The organism is Belliella marina (assembly GCF_042682445.1).
In the GTDB taxonomy this organism is placed as follows: Bacteria; Bacteroidota; Bacteroidia; order Cytophagales; family Cyclobacteriaceae; genus Belliella; species Belliella marina.
Genome location: NZ_JBHUHR010000046.1, coordinates 352,930 through 370,500 on the forward strand (window position 1 = coordinate 352,930; position 17,571 = coordinate 370,500).

Here is a 17,571-nt window from a genome sequence, read left to right on the forward strand (position 1 = left end):
AAAATAGAAATTGTTTTAAATTTTCAATCTTAAACTCATTATTTGTTTGAAAGTTCCTTTAATATGAAATTTTTCACATCTATTTTTCTTCGGAAAGCGCTGATTTTTCTCCTGAGCATAATTTCAAAATCAGGTTCTGAGCTTGTGAAATTCGCCGCATTCTCTTTGACAGTCCTCAGTTCACTCTCGTCTCTGTGGATTAAGTCCCTGATAATGGATATTTTAATCTTCGTTTGCTCTTCCTCCGGCTTCTCTCGGAAGTCACTGTGTTTGGATAGCGCCAGCTTTTTCAAAAACGATTTTTCAAAAACGATTTCTGAATAAAAAATAAAGTTTCTGGAAATCAAGTTGGCATCCCTTGGCCTGGTTTGGCTCAGTGGCTTCCATTCGTTTTGCAGCTTTCTACCTTGGGAAACTGTCATAGGAGAACTTTCCAAATGGGCCAATCTCTTCATTTCCTCAGCGATGGCTTCCATTTTTGCAAGCACTTCCCTTGGGTTCAGCCTAGGGCCTGACTGCATCTCTCTTTTGAACCTGCTGAAAATCCGATTGTTCAATTTTGAAAATTCGTCCCATAGGGGTTGTCTCTTTTCAGCTGGTACCTTTCCGGAAGTTTTCCATTCTTTTTGGATTCTTTTGCTGATCTCAAATGCTTTTTTTGCATCTGGATTGTTAAAAGCCTCCTGCGCCTGCCTTACGAGGTCTTCGTATATTTTGATGTTTTCCTCAGCTTGCAATGCAAGGCTTTCGAAAAACTGCTTTCTATTGTCAAAGAATGTGTCAACGGCGGTGTTGAATGTCTTTTCGATTTCTTCCTCAAATTCCTTCTCTACGGGTCCTGTTTTGATCCAACGAAGTTTGAGGTTTTTGAATTCTTCCGTAGTCTCTTTCCATTCTGTGTTGTCCTTTAGTGCCTCTGCTTCCAGGATCAGCCCTTTTTTGATCTCAAGGTTTCGCTCACGGTTGACCTTGATGATTTCCTCCAGATAGGTTTCTAGCTTGTTGAGATCGTCTATCAGGGGGACAAAGTCACCCAATGCATCAAACTGCATGAGTGAATCCCTTAGATGGATGAGTTTCATCAGGAAGGAACCTTTGTTTTGGTTCTCTTCAATGTCTTTTTTAAGATTCTCTACTTTCTCTTTGACAGTAGCAAATCGATCTTCAAAGTACTTGAGGGTTGACGCTTCGTCTTCTTTCACTTCGCCGATCACACGATCGGGTTGGTTCAAAAATCCCTTTAGAAATACCTTATTGTCCTTAATGTATCCGTATGGATGCTCCATTTTGATTTAATAGGTTGTATTGGTTTTGGTTACTTTCTGCAAATTAATTAATTCAATCGCATTTATCCTAAGAAAGCCCTTTTTTTGCATCTTTGTCTTTCAGTTAATTTATATTAATAAAAAATAAACCAATGAGCGGAGAAAAGATCATATTTTCAATGGCGGGGGTGTCAAAAGTCTATCCTCCACAGAAGAAAGTTCTGAAAGATATATATCTATCATTTTTTTATGGAGCCAAAATCGGTGTTTTGGGCCTGAATGGATCGGGAAAAAGCTCCCTTTTGAAGATTATTGCTGGAATTGATAAGGAGTTTTTGGGAGAGGTGGTTTGGTCACCAGGATATTCTGTAGGGATGCTGGAACAGGAGCCGCAGCTCGATCCCACAAAAACCGTCAAGGATATCGTTGAAGAGGCTGTTTCTGAAACAGTGGCTTTGCTGAAGGAATTTGAGGCAATCAATGAGCAGTTTATGGATCCTGCGCTGATGGAGGATCCCGATGCTATGGACAAGCTGATTGAGAAGCAGGGGGACGTGCAGCAAAAACTTGATGCCGCCAATGCATGGGAGCTGGAGACAATGCTGGAAAAGGCTATGGATGCCTTGAGGCTTCCTCCAAGTGATGCAATAGTAGGAAACCTGTCCGGTGGGGAAAAGAGGAGGGTGGCACTTTGTAGGCTTTTGCTGCAAGAGCCGGATGTGCTTTTGCTTGATGAACCTACCAACCACCTTGATGCAGAGTCTGTATTGTGGTTGGAGCAGCATTTGAAGCAATACAAGGGAACTGTAATCGCAGTGACTCACGATAGATATTTCTTGGACAATGTAGCTGGATGGATTTTGGAATTGGATAGGGGAGAAGGGATTCCGTGGAAAGGGAATTATTCTTCTTGGCTTGACCAAAAGCAAAACAGATTGAAGCAGGAAGAGAAAACCGAATCCAAAAGACAGAAAACCCTTGAAAGGGAGTTGGAATGGATTCGCATGACTCCAAAAGCTCGTCAGGCAAAAGGAAAGGCGAGATTGAGTGCCTATGACAAATTGATCAGTGAAGAGGGGAAAGAAAGGGAGGCCAAGCTGGAGCTTTATATTCCACCAGGGCCAAGATTGGGTTCAAAGGTGATCGAGGTAAACGGTGTGTCAAAAGCATTTGGAGATAAATTGCTTTTTGAAGATTTGTCATTCAACTTGCCCCAGGGTGGAATCGTTGGGATCATTGGACCAAATGGTGCTGGGAAGTCTACCTTGTTCAAATTGATCACAGGAAGGGAAAAAGCTGATGCGGGGAACTTTGAAGTAGGGGAGACTGTGAAGCTTGCCTATGTAGACCAAGAGCATGATAGCTTGGACCCAAACAAGTCTGTATATGAATCTATTTCTGGTGGAAATGAGATCATGAAGCTTGGCAATAAAGAGATGAACTCTCGGGCTTATGTAGGGAAATTCAATTTCACTGGATCAGATCAGGAGAAAAAAGTTGGTGTGTTGTCAGGAGGAGAAAGGAACAGGGTGCATTTGGCGATGACTTTGAAAGAAGGAGGTAACTTACTTTTGCTCGATGAGCCTACCAATGATTTGGATGTGAATACCCTAAGGGCTTTGGAAGAGGCTTTGGAGAATTTTGGTGGATGTGCTGTGATCATTTCCCACGACAGATGGTTCTTGGACAGGATCTGTACGCATATTTTGGCATTCGAGGGAGATTCCCAGGTATATTGGTTTGAAGGAAACTTCTCCGATTATGAAGAGAATAAGAAAAAACGTCTTGGCGATTTGACTCCGAAAAGGATCAAGTACAAGCCGTTGAGGTAGAATTAATATCTGGAAAAACAAAAACCACCAAAGTAGGAATGATCCTGTTCTTGGTGGTTTTTGTTTTTAATCGCCTGATAAAGTAGCAGGTAAAATGAATGTGTGTGGAGATTCCAGCTTGTATTATGTGGTTAAGGCAACTTCCTTATTCAAAGATGGTTCAGATTGCTTTTTATGTGGGATTTTTCTGTCAAGAAGTACTGTGATCAATCCTCCCAATGCGCAAAGTGCCATCATGATGACCATTGGCATAGCCGTGCCGTTGTGGATAAAGCTGACAGAGGCAGATACCAGCCCGCCCATCGCCATCCGCATACTTCCCAATAAGGCTGAGGCACTTCCAGCGCTTTTTGCAAATGGAGCCAAAGAAAGTGCGGCAGCATTGGGTTGGTTGAGGCCATGCGCTGTAAGGAATACAAACATGACGGCGACCAGCCCCTGTACATTGAAAATGTTCAGCCAAAGGCCAAGGACTAAGAACAATCCTGTAATGGTTTGATAAGCGAGTGAGAACTGAATAATATCCCTGCTGGAGAATTTTTTCAACAAATAGTGGTTGAGCTGGGTAGAGCCAATCATCGCAAATGCCAAAAAGCCAAAAATCAATCCGTATTCTTGCTCAGTGACATGATAGATGTTCATGAAGACATTGGCAGATCCTGCTATATAGGCAAATGGAGCTGCTCCGGCAATTCCTCCTGCGAGCATATAGGTTAGAAACTGTCTTTGGTTCAATACAGATTTATAATTGACCAAAACTTTGGCCGGATTCAAGGATAGGTTTCTCTCCGGGGCTGCTCCTTCAGGCAAATAGAACACAGCGGCAAGCAAGATTACCGCAGTGATAGCTGCCAAAACCAAGAAGACAGCATGCCAATGGAAATGTGCTGTCATGTAGCCACCCACTGTTGGGGCGATCATTGGAGATACGGCAATCACCAAGGTGAGCAAGGCCAAGACCTGGGCGGTCTTGTTGATAGGGAATATGTCCCTCACCAAGGCTTGAGCGGCCACCATGCCAACACAGCCTCCAATAGCTTGGAGAAATCTTAATATAATCAAGTTCTCAACTGAAGCTGCATAGGCACAGAGAATGGATGCTATGATGTAAATCAGCATTCCAACCACGAGTGGTTTTTTCCTGCCATACTTATCCAGCAAAGGGCCGTAGAATAACTGTCCAATGGCAATCCCCACCAAGTAACTTGTGAGGGAAAGCTGGATCTTGGAAATACTCACGCCTAGATCTTTGGCCATAGCCGGAAACCCCGGCAGATACATGTCTATTGAAAATGGGCTGATGGTGCTCAGTGCGCCCAAAATCAAAATAATCACAAAATGTTCTCTTTTCTTCATTGCTTATCCTATGCTGAATCTGAAAATTATGTGGCGGTTTTCAGAAAGGATATTTTGGGTATCAAAAAGCAACAGGAATTTTTAAATTTGAGTTCTTTTGGGTAAGGGATTTTTTTCTTTTTAAGAAAAATGAATTAATTTGATTCCCTTTAGGAAAATACAAATTCTTTAATGATACAGCGAAAAAAAAATCTTTACATAGCAATAGCGGTTCATGCAGCTGTTTTAGCGCCACATTACCTTGGCTTTTATTCCTTGGGGAGCATCAAAAACGCTTTGTGGATAAGTTTAATAATTGTGTCTTTTGGAATGGTAGTCTTTCTTGTTTTGGATAATAAAAAGAAGAGAAAAAACGATTTTATAATTTAAAAGTTCTTTTTTAATTAGTTCCATCCATCTTTTTTTAGATATCAATTAGTCTTAGAGCATATTTTTGTTTCTTTGCTGTCGATTTTCAAAAACCAGCATTTATGAGAACATTATTGCTAAGGCCGGGAGCCGAGGAGTTGAATTATGAAATCAGGGGGATTGTCAAAAAAGCAAGGCTCATTGAGTCGCTTGGGCAGGCAATAACCTGGGAAAATATAGGTGACCCTATCCAAAAGAATAATGTCGTACCAGCTTGGATGAAGGAGATTGTTTCTGACTTGGTCAGCCAGGATAAGTCCTATGGCTACGCCGACTCTAAGGGGGTGTTGGAAACCCGAAAATATTTGGCGGGCCTGAATAATGAGAAAGGTGGTAGTCAGATTTCCGCTGATGACGTTTTGTTTTTCAATGGATTGGGAGATGCAATCGCCAAACTCTATCAATTTTTGATCCCCACTGCAAGGATTATTGGGCCTTCGCCAGCATATAGCACGCATAGTTCTGCGGAAGCAGCGCATGCAAACACAGCCCCTATTACCTATAAGCTTGATCCTGACAACCAATGGTTGCCAGATATGGATGATCTGTACAACAAGGTGAAATACAACCCAACCATCGTGGGCATCTTGATTATCAATCCTGACAACCCTACAGGAATGGTTTATCCCAAAGAGGTTTTGGAGGGTTTTGTGAAGATTGCGAGGGAATTTAAATTGCTCCTAATTGCAGATGAGATCTATCAAAATATCACCTACAATGGGGTCAATGCAGTTGCGCTTTCGGAGGTGATAGGTGATTTGCCTGCCATTTCCCTAAAAGGGATTTCCAAGGAATTCCCATGGCCAGGGTCTCGATGTGGATGGATGGAGTTTTATAACCGTGAAGCCTCCAAGGAGTTCAGCAAGTTTGTGCTGACTTTGGAGAATTCAAAAATGATTGAGGTGTGTTCTACAATCCTTCCTCAATTGTCCATCCCAAGGATCATGAGCCATCCTGAATACAAAAGCTACAGGCATGAGGCGAACTTGAAGATTGGAAGGAGGAGCCAAATCATGGAAGAGATTCTGTCTGGAATCGACGGGATCAAGTTCAACCCTACAAAGGGGGCTTTCTACAATACAATTGTGTTTGATGAAAGCTACTTGAATGCGTCACAGAAATTGGAGGTGGAAAACAATGAAATAAAAGACTTGCTGGAATCATGGCTCCAGGAGGAAAATATGCCTTTGGATAAGCGTTTTGTCTATTTTCTATTGGCAGCGACAGGGATCTGTGTGGTTCCAATCAGTTCTTTTTGCTCAGACTTGAGAGGGTTTAGGGTGACTTTGCTAGAGGAGAATGAAGAGACTTTCAGGGATACATTCAACAAATTAGCCGATGCAATTAGAGCTTATTTGGGGTCTTGAAGGTTGGTGAGAGAAAATGATGTCCTTTATACTGAAAAGGGAAACTTTAATGAAAAACAGTTGACTTTAAACTGTTATGGGGGCAATAAATATGAAAGAAGAAATAAGGTTTCTGATCGAGAAAGAAAATGACCGTCATGTTTTGCAGTTAATAAAAAACTTGTTAGCTAAGTCAAGTTTAGAACCTGTTCTGGAAGATAAGTTAACGTCAAGGGCTTTAAAAGACCGAAGAAGATATCAGAGAAGGTAAAGTTTATACGAAGGAAGAGTTTCATAAAAAGCTGGAGGATAGCTTAGATCAATGAGGGTAATTTATACTGACTAATTTTTTGGAGTAGATATTTTTTTGCAAAAGGCAGATTTTAGCTCTTAATGATTGTTCGCTTGATTCTTAGTACTTTGTACAAAGTTTATGTTGGTGCCGATTTAATTATAACTTCCTAATTCCCCGTCCGCCACATCGCTCGATAAAATGACTTTCTGAGATCTTCAGGAGATTCGTTATAGGAAACCCCTTCATGCTCTCTAATATTCAAGGGGGCTGAAGGTGACTGAAATTTCTCCTCCAAACCTTCTACCGGATTCTTAAGAAGTGTATTTAGATCCGGCTGGCCGGCATCAATCCAAGCGCTATACCAAAAATCAGCAATCATTTTGATAGACCGTTTCATCTGCCTCTCCACTTGACCAGAAAGCATCTCGTTGTATGCGGTCGTAAATTCCCGGGAATATACTTTTGTATTGATTCCACCCCTCTCTTCAAAACTGTATTTTTTGTCCTCGGCAAACCGTTGTGTAAGTATCTTCTCGAAGTTCAGGACAGAGTCCAAAGCCAAGTGTGCTCCGATTATAGCGTCCCAAGCAGCTAACTGGGTGTTTGGGAGATATTCAGCTTGCCCTACAAAAAAATCAAAATCATCCGATAACAGCTCAGGAATCCTGCTTTCCCAAAAGGCATGGATTCCGTATTGGTTGGTCAATTGGCCATTGTAGTTCCTTGTGGTATGCAATGGGACATTGATGTCGCCAATGTAGTGTCCCAAATCGGCAGCAAGCCGGAGGATTGCCTTTTGGTCTTTTCTTTTGAAAGCCTCGGTTAGTTGGTTTTTGGTATTGTAAGCATTCCATGGCCCAATGCCGTGTTTTCGCAATTCTTCTTCCCCAAATTTTTCAACCGCTTGATTCCAGTATCTAGGCAAAGTGTAAACAGCACTATCTCCATAGATATCGGCATCCAAAAAGTGCTTTTCGGCTTCCCCTTTGACAGCATAGCGCCTTCTGTCTGGATTGACGGCATTTTCTGTTATAAACTGGATGTTGGATTTGAAAAAGCCAATCATCTCGGGAGGCAATGAAAATACAGCAAGCCTATTGATCCGCTTGTGGGCAAAAAATCCCCAGGCAATGATATCAGAGCTCAGGAGGAAAAATATAAATATGAATGAAAAAAATCTGCGCATGACCAAAAATAATAAATAATTCGCAATTCAGATAATAAAATAAATGCTACATTTGTGGTTCTAAGGCGGTATTAGAAATAAAATCTACCTGATTTCTCAGCTTTACTAGGTTTAGTCAAGAAATCCTTTTGCGTTTAAAAATTAATCCATTAACTTTGCACTCCGTTTAGGATTAAGGGGATTGTAAAAGAAATTAAGTAAACTAAGATATGGCAAATCACAAATCGGCACTTAAAAGAATTCGTGCAAACGAAGCCAAACGTCTGAGAAACAGATATCAGGCCAAGACAACTAGGACTTTTATCAAAAGATTGAAATTGACTTCTGACAAAGTAGAAGCGCAAGAGCTTTTGAAAAAAGTAACTTCTATGATTGATAAATTGGCTAAGAAAAATATCATTCATAAGAATAACGCTTCGAACAAAAAATCAAAATTGACCAAATTGGTTAATTCTTTAGCTTAAGAATAAGCTACAAAATATATAAAAGCCTTGGTTGAAAGACCAAGGCTTTTTTTGTTGTTTAATTTTTGTTATTTTTAGTTTATCCAACTACTTAACTTTTAACCTTTTACTTTTATGGATTATTATCATTCAATCAAAATCTCTGCACTAGCAGAAGAAGACCGACCAAGGGAAAAATTACTTTTAAAAGGAAAATCCTCCTTGTCAGATGCCGAATTGATTGCAATACTGATAGGTTCAGGGACTAGGTCGCTCAGTGCGGTAGACCTGTCCAAGCATATCTTGGCTGACGTGAATTACAATCTGGCTGCTCTGGCAAAAATGACGGTCAAGGATCTGCAACGCTTCAAGGGGATCGGGGAGGCAAAGGCAATCACCATAGTCAGTGCCTTGGAGCTTGGTAGAAGAAGGAAGAACCTCGAACCACAGAAACGCCAAAAAATCAGCAGTTCTTTCGAAGCCTATGAACTGATGAAGCCTGATTTGTTGGATGAGTCTGTAGAATTGTTTTACATCATCCTTTTGAACCGCAACGGCCAATTGATCAAAAAGCAACTCGTCAGCAGGGGTGGCTCAAGTGCAACCATAGTAGATTCCAAAGTGATTTTTAAATATGCACTTGAAGTTATGGCTGATTCGGTAATATTGGTGCACAATCATCCATCTGGAAATCTCAAGCCATCAGAACATGATATAAAGTTGACCCAAAAATTGATTAAAGCTGGGCAAAGCTTGGATGTATCAGTGCTCGATCATGTTATATTTGCAGATAGTGGTTACTTTAGCTTCGCAGATGAAGCATTAATGTAAAGATATGAGTACGAAGAATATTTTATTGGCAATTGTGGCAGTGGTTGTATTGGCAGCAGTTGTCTATACCTTGACAGGCACAGATAGCCCGGAGGTTTATTTCGAAAAGGTTGAAAAAGAAAGGGATAAACAATTCAAATACCTAAGATTCAATGAGGACTCCCCTTTGAGCAAAGAGCAAAAAGACCAGTTGGGAACGTTGAGTTTTTATCCGATAGATCCACAGTATAGAGTCAGGGCAAAGATGGTAGCCATAGAAGATAGGAAAGTCCTTGAATTGCCCATGAGTGATGGCTCTGTTGGAAAATATATCAAGCACTCTTTTTTGGAATTTGACCTGAAAGGATCTCCGCAAAAATTGTTGCTGCTTCAGTCGCTCAATGAAATCGATAAACGCAACTTCTTTCTGGCATTTGCGGATGCCACAAGTGGGGTAGAAACCTACGGTGGGGGAAGATACCTCAATTTGCGCCAAGATGGGAAAAACAGTATAGAGGTGGATTTTAATCTTGCCTATAATCCCTACTGTGCCTACAATCCTGATTTTGCTTGCCCCCTTCCCCCCAGGGAAAACTTGATGGAGGTAGCTATTGAAGCGGGGGAAAAGGATTATTTGGCTAAGAAAGATTGATTCCAATGTGCATTTTTGTCTTTTCTACAGAAAAATGAAAAAATAGCCTCATTTACCTTCTTGCCTATTCCAATTCTCTTAAATTTGTGCCTTATTCTGAAACAACAGTGAATTCATGAAAATTTCCATAAATAGACTAAAAGATTTTATTGTATTAGAGCAATCTTCGGAGGAGATCGCATCCTTATTGACAGGATCTGGCTTGGAGGTCGAAGGTGTTGAGCTTTTCGAATCTATTAAGGGAGGTATGGAAGGTGTGGTCATAGGTGAGGTGTTGACTTGTGAAAAGCACCCAAATGCTGATAAATTAAGCGTAACTACCGTTGATATCGGTACAGAAATAGTTCCCATAGTATGTGGCGCACCGAATGTCGCTGCTGGGCAAAAAGTCGTGGTGGCTACAGAGGGGTGCATGCTACATCCGGGCACTGGCGAGCCATTCCAAATCAAAAAAGCAAAAATCAGAGGGGAAGTATCCCAAGGGATGATCTGCGCCGAAGATGAAATTGGTTTGGGTGAAAGTCATGCCGGGATTATGGTTTTGGACACAGATTTATCAAATGGTACATCTGCTTCTGAGTATTTCAAAGTAGAGAGAGGTGATGTGTTGGAGATTGGATTGACACCCAATAGAGCCGATGCCGCATCCCATCTTGGTGTGGCGAGAGACCTCAAGGCATTATTGAATAGAGAAGTCTGTCTGCCATCGGTAGAAGATTTTAAAGTAGATAATACAAGCTTAACAATCCCTGTTACTGTTGAAAATGCGGATGATTGCCCTAGGTATGCTGGACTCACTATTTCTAATGTAAAAGTAGGGCCATCACCAGCTTGGCTGCAGAATTATCTGAAAGCTTTGGATTTGGAACCTATCAACAATATTGTTGATATCACCAATTTCATCCTACATGACCTTGGGCAGCCATTGCATGCATTTGATGCAGACAAGATCAGTGGGGGCGAGATCATTGTCAAAAAACTTGCAAAAGAGACCCCATTCGTCACTTTGGATGACAAGGAAAGGAAATTGTCAGGAGAAGAATTGATGATCTGTGATGGGGAAAAAGGCTTATGTATAGCAGGTGTTTTTGGAGGAAAAGGCTCGGGCGTGTCGGAAGTTACGACCAAGATTTTTTTGGAAAGCGCTTATTTCTCCCCTGATATTATCCGAAAAGGCAGTCAGTTTCATGGGCTGAAAACTGATGCTTCATTTAGGTTCGAAAGGGGTACTGATCCCAACATGCCTATCTATGCGTTGAAGAGAGCTGCGCTTTTGATCAAGGAAATTGCTGGGGGAGAAATATCTTCAGAGATCTCCGATACCTATCCGAATCCTGTTGCTGATTTTGAGGTGGAAGTGCTGTACAAGCATATCGACAGATTAATAGGCAAGCACATTCCAAAAGAAACCGTGAAGTCGATTTTGAGCGGCCTGGATATCCAAATGGTCAATGAAACCGAAGAAGGGTTTACTGCGATTGTAAAGCCCTATAGGGTGGATGTGACTAGGGAGGCCGATGTGATTGAGGAAATCTTGAGGATTTATGGTTTTGAAAATGTAGCGTTGTCGGGGAATCTGAATGCAGATTTTCTCGCAGAGCATCCAGCCAAAGATCTCAACAAACTCCAATACCGATTGAGTGAAGTGCTTTCGGGGCTTGGTTATTTTGAGATTATAACCAATTCCCTCACGAAACCGGTTTATGCTGAAAAATCCGGTTACCTGAATACAAATGACAATGTGGTAATCCTGAACAAGCTGAGCGAGGATCTGGGAGTCATGAGACAGAGTCTTCTGTTCACAGGTTTGGAAGTATTGTCCCACAATATCAACAGAAGGCAAAAAGATTTAAAATTATTTGAGTTTGGATCCGTTTATTTCAAAGAAGAAGTCGGTTATAGGGAAGAAAAGAGATTGTCGATATTCCTGACTGGGGAAAAAACGGCAGAAAGTTGGTTGGAACCATCCAAAGAGGTGCAGTTTCCTGATTTGTATGCCGTAGTGGAATTGATCTTGGAAAAGCTGAACATCGAGAATACTTCAGTGGAGATTGTCCATGCATCTCCATTTGATTATGCTTTACAAATCAACCTTGGATCCAAAATCTTGGGAACAGTAGGTTTGTTGGATGGTGCAATTGCCAAATTGGCTGAAGTCAAACAGGCAGTTTTGTTTGCCGAATTAAACTGGGATTTGTTGAGCAAAAAGTCCAAAAGCTTGAAAAAGTACCAGGAAATCTCTAAATTCCCTGAAGTGAGACGGGATTTGTCATTGGTAATTGATAAAAAGATTACATTTGATGAGATAAAAAAAGTAGCTTTAAAATCAGGTGGGAAGTTGTTGCAGAAGATTGGTGTGTTTGATATGTATCAGGGGGATAAGATTGACGCAGGCAAAAAAGCCTACGCTTTGAGCTTTTATCTTCAGGATTCCGAGAATACACTGACCGATAAAATAATCGACAAAACAATGGGTCGATTGATCCAAAGTTTTGAAAATGAGGTCGGAGCATTTATCCGAAAATAAAAAATGATTCACGAAGAACTCCAGCGACTAGAGAAATTGGCAGCCCAAGTTGGCAAAAAACTTGAGCAGGTTGAAGAGCAAAACCTGATGCTAAAACATGAGGTAGATTTCTTGAGATCCAGTCTCAAAGAGAAAGATGCTGCGTTGGAGGATTTTAAAAATCAAATTAAAATTACTAAACTTGTAAACAGCATACCAGTGGAAAACATTGAGTCTGCCGAGTTGAGGGAAAGGATTGATAATTATATACAAGAAATCGATAATATAATTGCCTATTTGTCTGAATGATATGGAAACACTTTCTGTGAAAATAAAAATTGGAGACCGAGAGTATCCGATGAAGGTAAAAGTAGAGGATGAAGCGAAAATCAGGCACGCAGGAAAATTGATTAATGATAAAATAAAAAGATATAGAGAAGAATTTGGTTTGGATGACAAACAGGATCTATTGGCTATGGTAGCCTTTGATTGTATGGTGGAGTCCATGGAGCAAGATAAGGTCAACTCTGATGACAGTGAGTTGATCAAAGAAAGTTTATCCAAAATAAATCAACAGCTAACTAATCTTCTATAATTATTTCCATTTACACAATTCGCTTACTTTTTGCTTTCCTATGAGGTATTTATAGATCAATACACCTATGGGAGAATCATTATACATTATCATTGCAGGTCTGGTAGGACTTGGAATAGGTGCCGTAGTTGTCGGCATGTTTTTGAAAGGCAACAACAAGAAAATAGAAGCAGACGCCAAAGAAAAGGCGAAAATCATTCTGCGGGAAGCAGAAATGAACGCAGAGTCTTTGAAGAAAGACAGGATTCTTGAAGCCAAGGAAAAGTACTTGAAGTTGAAGTCTGAGTTTGAGGAAGAGGCGAACAAGAAAAAAGCGATCATCATCACCAATGAAAACAAACTCAAGCAAAAAGAACAGGTACTTTCCAAAGAACTGGAGCAAATCAAGCGCAAGGAAGCTGAACTGGATAGCAAGAAGGAGAACCTGAGTGCACAGATGCATTCAGTCCAAGTGAAAAAAGATGAGCTTGACCGAGTAACCAGTCAAAGGATCGCGGACTTGGAAAAGATTGCGAACTTGACAAAAGAGGAAGCAAGGGAGCAACTTGTGGAAATGCTCAAAGATGAAGCCAACACCAAGGCATCTTCGCATATCAAGGATATCCTTGACCAGGCAAAATTATCAGCGACTAAGCAAGCCAAAAAGATTGTATTGGATACCATCCAAAGAACAGCTACTGAGCACGCGATTGAAAACTGTGTGTCAGTCTTCAATATCGAAAGTGATGATATCAAAGGTAAGATAATCGGTAGGGAAGGAAGGAACATCAGGGCTTTGGAAGCGGCTACAGGAGTAGAGATTGTAGTAGATGATACGCCAGAGGCAATTATTATTTCTGGATTTGATCCAGTAAGAAGAGAAGTTGCGCGACTTTCATTGCACAGATTGGTTCAGGATGGAAGAATCCACCCTGCTAGAATCGAAGAAGTAGTCGCAAAGACGGAGAAAAATATAGAAGAGGAGATCGTTGAGATCGGAGAAAGAACCTGTATTGAACTGGGGATCCATGGGCTTCATCCTGAGTTGATCAGGATGGTAGGAAGGATGAGATTCCGTTCTTCTTACGGACAGAATTTGCTTCAACATTCAAAAGAAGTTGCCAAGCTTTGTGCTACCATGGCTGCCGAGATGGGCTTGAATGCCAAAATGGCAAAGAGGGCAGGTTTGCTGCATGATATAGGGAAAGTCTATCCGGAAGAGGCTGAATTGCCTCATGCGATTTTAGGTATGGAGTTGGCGAAGAAATATAAAGAGCATCCAGAAGTATGCAATGCCATCGGAGCCCACCATGATGAAATCGAAATGACTTCCATGATCTCGCCGATCGTTCAGGCTTCTGATGCTATATCAGGATCCAGACCTGGAGCTAGAAGGGAAATCATGGACAGCTATATCAAGAGGTTGAAGGATCTTGAAGATTTGGCATTGAGCTTTGATGGAGTAAACAAATGCTTTGCAATGCAGGCAGGTCGCGAATTACGCGTATTGGTAGATGCAGACAATGTCAGTGACCAAACAGCAAGTCAATTGTCTTTTGACATTTCCCAAAAAATCGAAAAGGAAATGCAGTATCCAGGACAGATCAAAATCACTGTAATCAGAGAAATGAGATCTGTGAGTTATGCCAAATAGTTGATGATTGATATTCAATGATAAAGCACCATTCAATGGTCTGTGTTTCCACAGACCATTTTTTATGATCAATTCCGGGGCTTGTATTCTTACAGATCATACCTGTTCTTCACTGTGGTCTGTGTCTTCACAGACCACTTATACTCCATTATCTATGTCCACAGACCATTTAAAAGAATGGCTTGTGTCTCACAAGCCATGGTTGTTGAAAGAATGACTTGTAGGGACACAAGCCAAAGGTGAAGGGAGTTCTCCTGGCTGTCTTGTATGACTCAAGGCAGAAAAGGGATTCCTCACATCTTTTCTAGTTCATATTCTTTTCCTATTTTAGTGAAAATTTACCATTCACCTGTCAGTCATTTTTGATGTTTTTATTTACTCGTTTATTCTTTGGTATTGGAGAGTTGTTTTATTCTTCCTTTAGAAATTTCCGAACCAATCTTGTGAGGATTAAACTGTCTCCACAAGACAAAAATATCCTAACAAACCTGTTTCCATACTATGCGAAGCTATCTGAAAAACACAAACTGGAGTTTGTAGAAAAAGTTGAATGGTTTATTACTGAGAAGAAATTTGTCCCCAGGGGTGAATTGAAATCAATCACACAGGAAATGAGGCTTTTGATTTCGGCGACGGCAGTGATGGTGACTTTTGGGTTTGGGAATGTCCGCTTGAAGCATTTCAAGAAGATATTGGTATATGCAGATTCCTATTACTCAACCATCAACCAACAATATCACAAATGGGAAGTGAATCCAAAGCTGGGGATCATCGTGATGTCTTGGGAGAATTTCGTTAGGGGATTTATCAATCCGCAGGATGGTGTCAATCTCGGGATCCATGAAATAGCTCATGCACTTAAGCTGGAGAACCAGATCCACTATAATAGGGAAAGCAATTTTTTCAACCCAAGACTTTGGGGACGATATTCAGAAATAGCCAAACAAGAAATCCACAAAATCAGAAGTCAAGAACCAACGCTGTTCCGCTCGTCGGCAGGCAAAAATGAGCATGAATTTTTCGCAGTTGCTTTGGAGGTTTTTTTCGAAAAGTCACTGGAGTTCAAAAGCTACAATGAGCGACTCTATCAATCCTTGGTGTACTTGCTAAGACAAGATCCAATGGTGATTACCAATAAGAGTTAGTGTTCGAATCTATGAATAGTGCCCACTTTCAACCTGTTCAAACTTGATAATGATCAAAATGCTTGATTTGTGTCCCAACAGACTAATATTTTTTAACCTAGTAATCTGTGTATTCACAGAAATTTTGTGACCTCATGACTTGTGGAGACACAAGCCATGAGGTCAGGCCATTGTAAAAAAGAATGGCTGGTGAGGACACCAGCCATGGGTTCAATTTATGTTAAGAATATTATTTCAATCATATTTCGCATAGCATATTTCCATCCTATATCATAAAATATAAACATAATCTACTTCCTCTCCACCTCTCTCAAATTTTCCAGCTTTTTGTTTCTCAAGAATCCATTGATATCTTCAAAGTGTTCTTTTACCCGCTTATTTCCAAATTCGAAAACTTTGGTGACCAATCCATCCAAGAAATCCCTATCATGGGAAACGACAATCAAGGTTCCATCAAAAGCTTTCAAAGCGTCCTTGATGATGTCCTTGGTTTTCATATCCAAATGGTTGGTAGGTTCATCGAGAATCAGGAGATTGACGGGTTCCAGCAAAAGTTTGATCATGGCCAATCTGGTTTTTTCTCCACCCGAAAGCACTTTTACCTTTTTGTTGATGTCATCGCCTTTGAACATAAAGGCTCCCAAGAGATCCTTTATTTTTCCCCTGATTTCTCCTACAGCGATCTGGTCGATGGTATCGAAAATCGTCAGGCTTTCGTCCAATAGTGAAGCTTGATTTTGGGCAAAGTAACCGATCATGGCATTGTGGCCCAATTCGCACTTTCCTTTGAAGTCAATCTCTCCCATGATCGCTTTGATCATCGTGGATTTTCCTTCCCCATTTTTTCCTACAAAAGAAACTTTTTGCCCTTGTTCAATCGTCATACTTGCATTCTTGAAGACTACATGATCGCCATAGGTTTTTGTGAGCTCTTCTACAATCACAGGGTATTTTCCAGATCTCGGAGAAGGAGGGAAGCGTAACTTCAAAGCAGAAGAATCCACTTCATCCACTTCTACGATATCCAGTTTTTCCAACATCTTCACACGAGATTGCACTTGCAAAGTCTTGGAGTATGTGCCCTTAAATCTTTCTATGAATTGGGTGGTCTCAGCGATGAATTTTTGCTGTTCATCAAACTGCTTCTGTTGCTGCTCTCTTCGCTCCTTTCTCAGTTCGAGGTAATGGGAGTATTTGGCTTTGTAGTCATAGATTCTGCCCATCGTCACCTCGATAGTTCTGTTGGTGATATTGTCCACAAATGCCCTATCGTGGGAAATTACCACCACAGCCTTGGCTTTTTCCGTCAAAAAATCCTCCAGCCACTGAATGGATTCGATGTCCAAGTGGTTGGTAGGTTCATCCAAAAGAATTAAGTCTGGTTTTTGTAAAAGGATTTTGGCCAATTCTATCCTCATTCTCCATCCTCCGGAAAATTCCTTTGTAGATCTTGTGAAATCAGCTCTTTCAAATCCTAAGCCTAGGAGCACTTTTTCTACTTCAGCTTCGTAGTTTACTTCTTCTATAGCATAGAATTTTTCGCTGAGCTCCGAAACTTGCTCGATAATCTTGTAATAATCCTCTGAGTCATAATCGGTCCTAACCGTCAACTCCTCGTTCAGCCTGTCTATTTCAGTTTTCATCTGAAGGTAAGAGGCAAATGCTTTGGATGTTTCTTCCATCACAGTGCATTCATCAGCAGTGAGCAAATGCTGGGGAAGATAGGCGATCACGGCATCTTTTGGGGCAGAAACACCACCTTTGGTGGCTTTGGTTGCACCGGCAATGATTTTGAGCATGGTGGATTTGCCTGCTCCATTTTTGCCCATTAGGGCTATTTTGTCATTCTCGTTGATGGAGAAAGAGACATCGCTAAAGAGGGCAGATCCCCCATGCAGAACGGATATATTGTCGACAGATATCATGAGATTCAAATTTGAAGATGCAAATGTAAGGAATTGATGATTGAAAAATTGAAAGATTCTAAGATTAGTTCATGACATGTGTTTTGCTGATTCGTGAAAAATATTCATGGATTTTTTCATTTCTCTCATTAATTCAGAATCAGTTGGCTTCGGAACGGTCTTTGCATTGTCTCT

The 17,571-nt window shown here is 40.9% G+C and carries 15 protein-coding genes; 11 read left to right on the plus strand and 4 right to left on the minus strand.

All coding sequences use genetic code 11. The annotated features are described in order from the left end of the window. Positions 1 to 38: 38 nt before the first annotated feature. Positions 39 to 1,286: a DUF349 domain-containing protein gene (locus tag ACFSKL_RS20570; RefSeq protein WP_376888889.1), complete on the minus strand. Its 1,248-nt coding sequence runs from the start codon at positions 1,284 to 1,286 to the stop codon at positions 39 to 41. Between the two features lie 131 nt (positions 1,287 to 1,417). Between ACFSKL_RS20570 and ettA the strand changes: the two genes are divergently transcribed. Next, positions 1,418 to 3,097, plus strand: coding sequence for an energy-dependent translational throttle protein EttA (ettA, locus tag ACFSKL_RS20575; protein ID WP_376888891.1), 1,680 nt, complete (start codon positions 1,418 to 1,420; stop codon positions 3,095 to 3,097). Positions 3,098 to 3,220: 123 nt separating this feature from the next. Here the strand turns inward: ettA and ACFSKL_RS20580 are convergent, their stop codons facing one another. Continuing rightward, entirely contained in the window at positions 3,221 to 4,453 is a 1,233-nt protein-coding gene (locus tag ACFSKL_RS20580; RefSeq protein ID WP_376888893.1) for a Bcr/CflA family multidrug efflux MFS transporter, read from the minus strand. 470 nt (positions 4,454 to 4,923) lie between these two features. Here ACFSKL_RS20580 and ACFSKL_RS20585 point away from each other — a divergent pair, with 470 nt between their 5' ends. Together ACFSKL_RS20585 and ACFSKL_RS20590 are read left to right on the plus strand one after the other, a co-directional pair. Further along, a complete protein-coding gene (locus ACFSKL_RS20585) occupies positions 4,924 to 6,228 on the plus strand; it encodes a pyridoxal phosphate-dependent aminotransferase (protein ID WP_376888894.1) in 1,305 nt (434 codons plus the stop codon). A 91-nt stretch (positions 6,229 to 6,319) separates the two neighbouring features. Next, positions 6,320 to 6,478: a hypothetical protein gene (locus ACFSKL_RS20590; RefSeq protein WP_376888896.1), complete on the plus strand. Its 159-nt coding sequence runs from the start codon at positions 6,320 to 6,322 to the stop codon at positions 6,476 to 6,478. Positions 6,479 to 6,668: 190 nt separating this feature from the next. Here the strand turns inward: ACFSKL_RS20590 and ACFSKL_RS20595 are convergent, their stop codons facing one another. Further along, positions 6,669 to 7,688, minus strand: a complete 1,020-nt coding sequence (locus ACFSKL_RS20595; RefSeq protein ID WP_376888898.1) for a zinc dependent phospholipase C family protein — start codon at positions 7,686 to 7,688, stop codon at positions 6,669 to 6,671. 209 nt (positions 7,689 to 7,897) lie between these two features. Between ACFSKL_RS20595 and rpsT the strand changes: the two genes are divergently transcribed. From rpsT to ACFSKL_RS20635, 8 genes are all read left to right on the plus strand, one after another. Next, positions 7,898 to 8,152 (plus strand): 30S ribosomal protein S20, encoded by a 255-nt coding sequence (rpsT, locus tag ACFSKL_RS20600; RefSeq protein WP_376888899.1) that lies wholly within the window; start codon positions 7,898 to 7,900, stop codon positions 8,150 to 8,152. A 114-nt stretch (positions 8,153 to 8,266) separates the two neighbouring features. Beyond that, positions 8,267 to 8,962 (plus strand): RadC family protein, encoded by a 696-nt coding sequence (gene radC, locus ACFSKL_RS20605; protein WP_376888900.1) that lies wholly within the window; start codon positions 8,267 to 8,269, stop codon positions 8,960 to 8,962. Positions 8,963 to 8,966: 4 nt separating this feature from the next. Beyond that, positions 8,967 to 9,593 carry a DUF1684 domain-containing protein gene (locus ACFSKL_RS20610; protein WP_376888902.1) on the plus strand — a complete coding sequence of 209 codons (627 nt, stop codon included), beginning with the start codon at positions 8,967 to 8,969 and terminating at the stop codon, positions 9,591 to 9,593. Positions 9,594 to 9,708: 115 nt separating this feature from the next. Next, on the plus strand, positions 9,709 to 12,120 hold the full coding sequence (gene pheT, locus ACFSKL_RS20615) for a phenylalanine--tRNA ligase subunit beta (RefSeq protein ID WP_376888903.1): 2,412 nt from the start codon (positions 9,709 to 9,711) through the stop codon (positions 12,118 to 12,120). Positions 12,121 to 12,123: 3 nt separating this feature from the next. After that, on the plus strand, positions 12,124 to 12,408 hold the full coding sequence (locus ACFSKL_RS20620) for a hypothetical protein (RefSeq protein WP_376888905.1): 285 nt from the start codon (positions 12,124 to 12,126) through the stop codon (positions 12,406 to 12,408). A gap of 1 nt (position 12,409) precedes the next feature. Next, positions 12,410 to 12,694 carry a cell division protein ZapA gene (locus tag ACFSKL_RS20625; RefSeq protein ID WP_376888907.1) on the plus strand — a complete coding sequence of 95 codons (285 nt, stop codon included), beginning with the start codon at positions 12,410 to 12,412 and terminating at the stop codon, positions 12,692 to 12,694. Positions 12,695 to 12,761: 67 nt separating this feature from the next. After that, a complete protein-coding gene (rny, locus tag ACFSKL_RS20630; protein ID WP_376888909.1) occupies positions 12,762 to 14,327 on the plus strand; it encodes a ribonuclease Y in 1,566 nt (521 codons plus the stop codon). Between the two features lie 443 nt (positions 14,328 to 14,770). Continuing rightward, a complete protein-coding gene (locus ACFSKL_RS20635; RefSeq protein WP_376888911.1) occupies positions 14,771 to 15,472 on the plus strand; it encodes a zinc-dependent peptidase in 702 nt (233 codons plus the stop codon). Between the two features lie 290 nt (positions 15,473 to 15,762). Here the strand turns inward: ACFSKL_RS20635 and ACFSKL_RS20640 are convergent, their stop codons facing one another. Next, entirely contained in the window at positions 15,763 to 17,397 is a 1,635-nt protein-coding gene (locus ACFSKL_RS20640) for an ABC-F family ATP-binding cassette domain-containing protein (protein WP_376888912.1), read from the minus strand. Between the last annotated feature and the right edge of the window lie 174 nt (positions 17,398 to 17,571).

What these genes read in the sequence shown, in the direction of transcription:
- ACFSKL_RS20610 (WP_376888902.1), top strand. Translation starts at nt 8,967, where the DNA reads ATGAGTACGAAGAATATTTTATTGGCAATTGTGGCAGTGGTTGTATTG.
- ACFSKL_RS20570 (WP_376888889.1), bottom strand. Translation starts at nt 1,286, where the DNA reads ATGGAGCATCCATACGGATACATTAAGGACAATAAGGTATTTCTAAAG.
- ACFSKL_RS20625 (WP_376888907.1), top strand. Translation starts at nt 12,410, where the DNA reads ATGGAAACACTTTCTGTGAAAATAAAAATTGGAGACCGAGAGTATCCG.
- ACFSKL_RS20620 (WP_376888905.1), top strand. Translation starts at nt 12,124, where the DNA reads ATGATTCACGAAGAACTCCAGCGACTAGAGAAATTGGCAGCCCAAGTT.
- ettA (WP_376888891.1), top strand. Translation starts at nt 1,418, where the DNA reads ATGAGCGGAGAAAAGATCATATTTTCAATGGCGGGGGTGTCAAAAGTC.
- ACFSKL_RS20595 (WP_376888898.1), bottom strand. Translation starts at nt 7,688, where the DNA reads ATGCGCAGATTTTTTTCATTCATATTTATATTTTTCCTCCTGAGCTCT.
- ACFSKL_RS20580 (WP_376888893.1), bottom strand. Translation starts at nt 4,453, where the DNA reads ATGAAGAAAAGAGAACATTTTGTGATTATTTTGATTTTGGGCGCACTG.
- ACFSKL_RS20640 (WP_376888912.1), bottom strand. Translation starts at nt 17,397, where the DNA reads ATGATATCTGTCGACAATATATCCGTTCTGCATGGGGGATCTGCCCTC.
- radC (WP_376888900.1), top strand. Translation starts at nt 8,267, where the DNA reads ATGGATTATTATCATTCAATCAAAATCTCTGCACTAGCAGAAGAAGAC.
- ACFSKL_RS20585 (WP_376888894.1), top strand. Translation starts at nt 4,924, where the DNA reads ATGAGAACATTATTGCTAAGGCCGGGAGCCGAGGAGTTGAATTATGAA.
- rny (WP_376888909.1), top strand. Translation starts at nt 12,762, where the DNA reads ATGGGAGAATCATTATACATTATCATTGCAGGTCTGGTAGGACTTGGA.
- rpsT (WP_376888899.1), top strand. Translation starts at nt 7,898, where the DNA reads ATGGCAAATCACAAATCGGCACTTAAAAGAATTCGTGCAAACGAAGCC.
- pheT (WP_376888903.1), top strand. Translation starts at nt 9,709, where the DNA reads ATGAAAATTTCCATAAATAGACTAAAAGATTTTATTGTATTAGAGCAA.
- ACFSKL_RS20590 (WP_376888896.1), top strand. Translation starts at nt 6,320, where the DNA reads ATGAAAGAAGAAATAAGGTTTCTGATCGAGAAAGAAAATGACCGTCAT.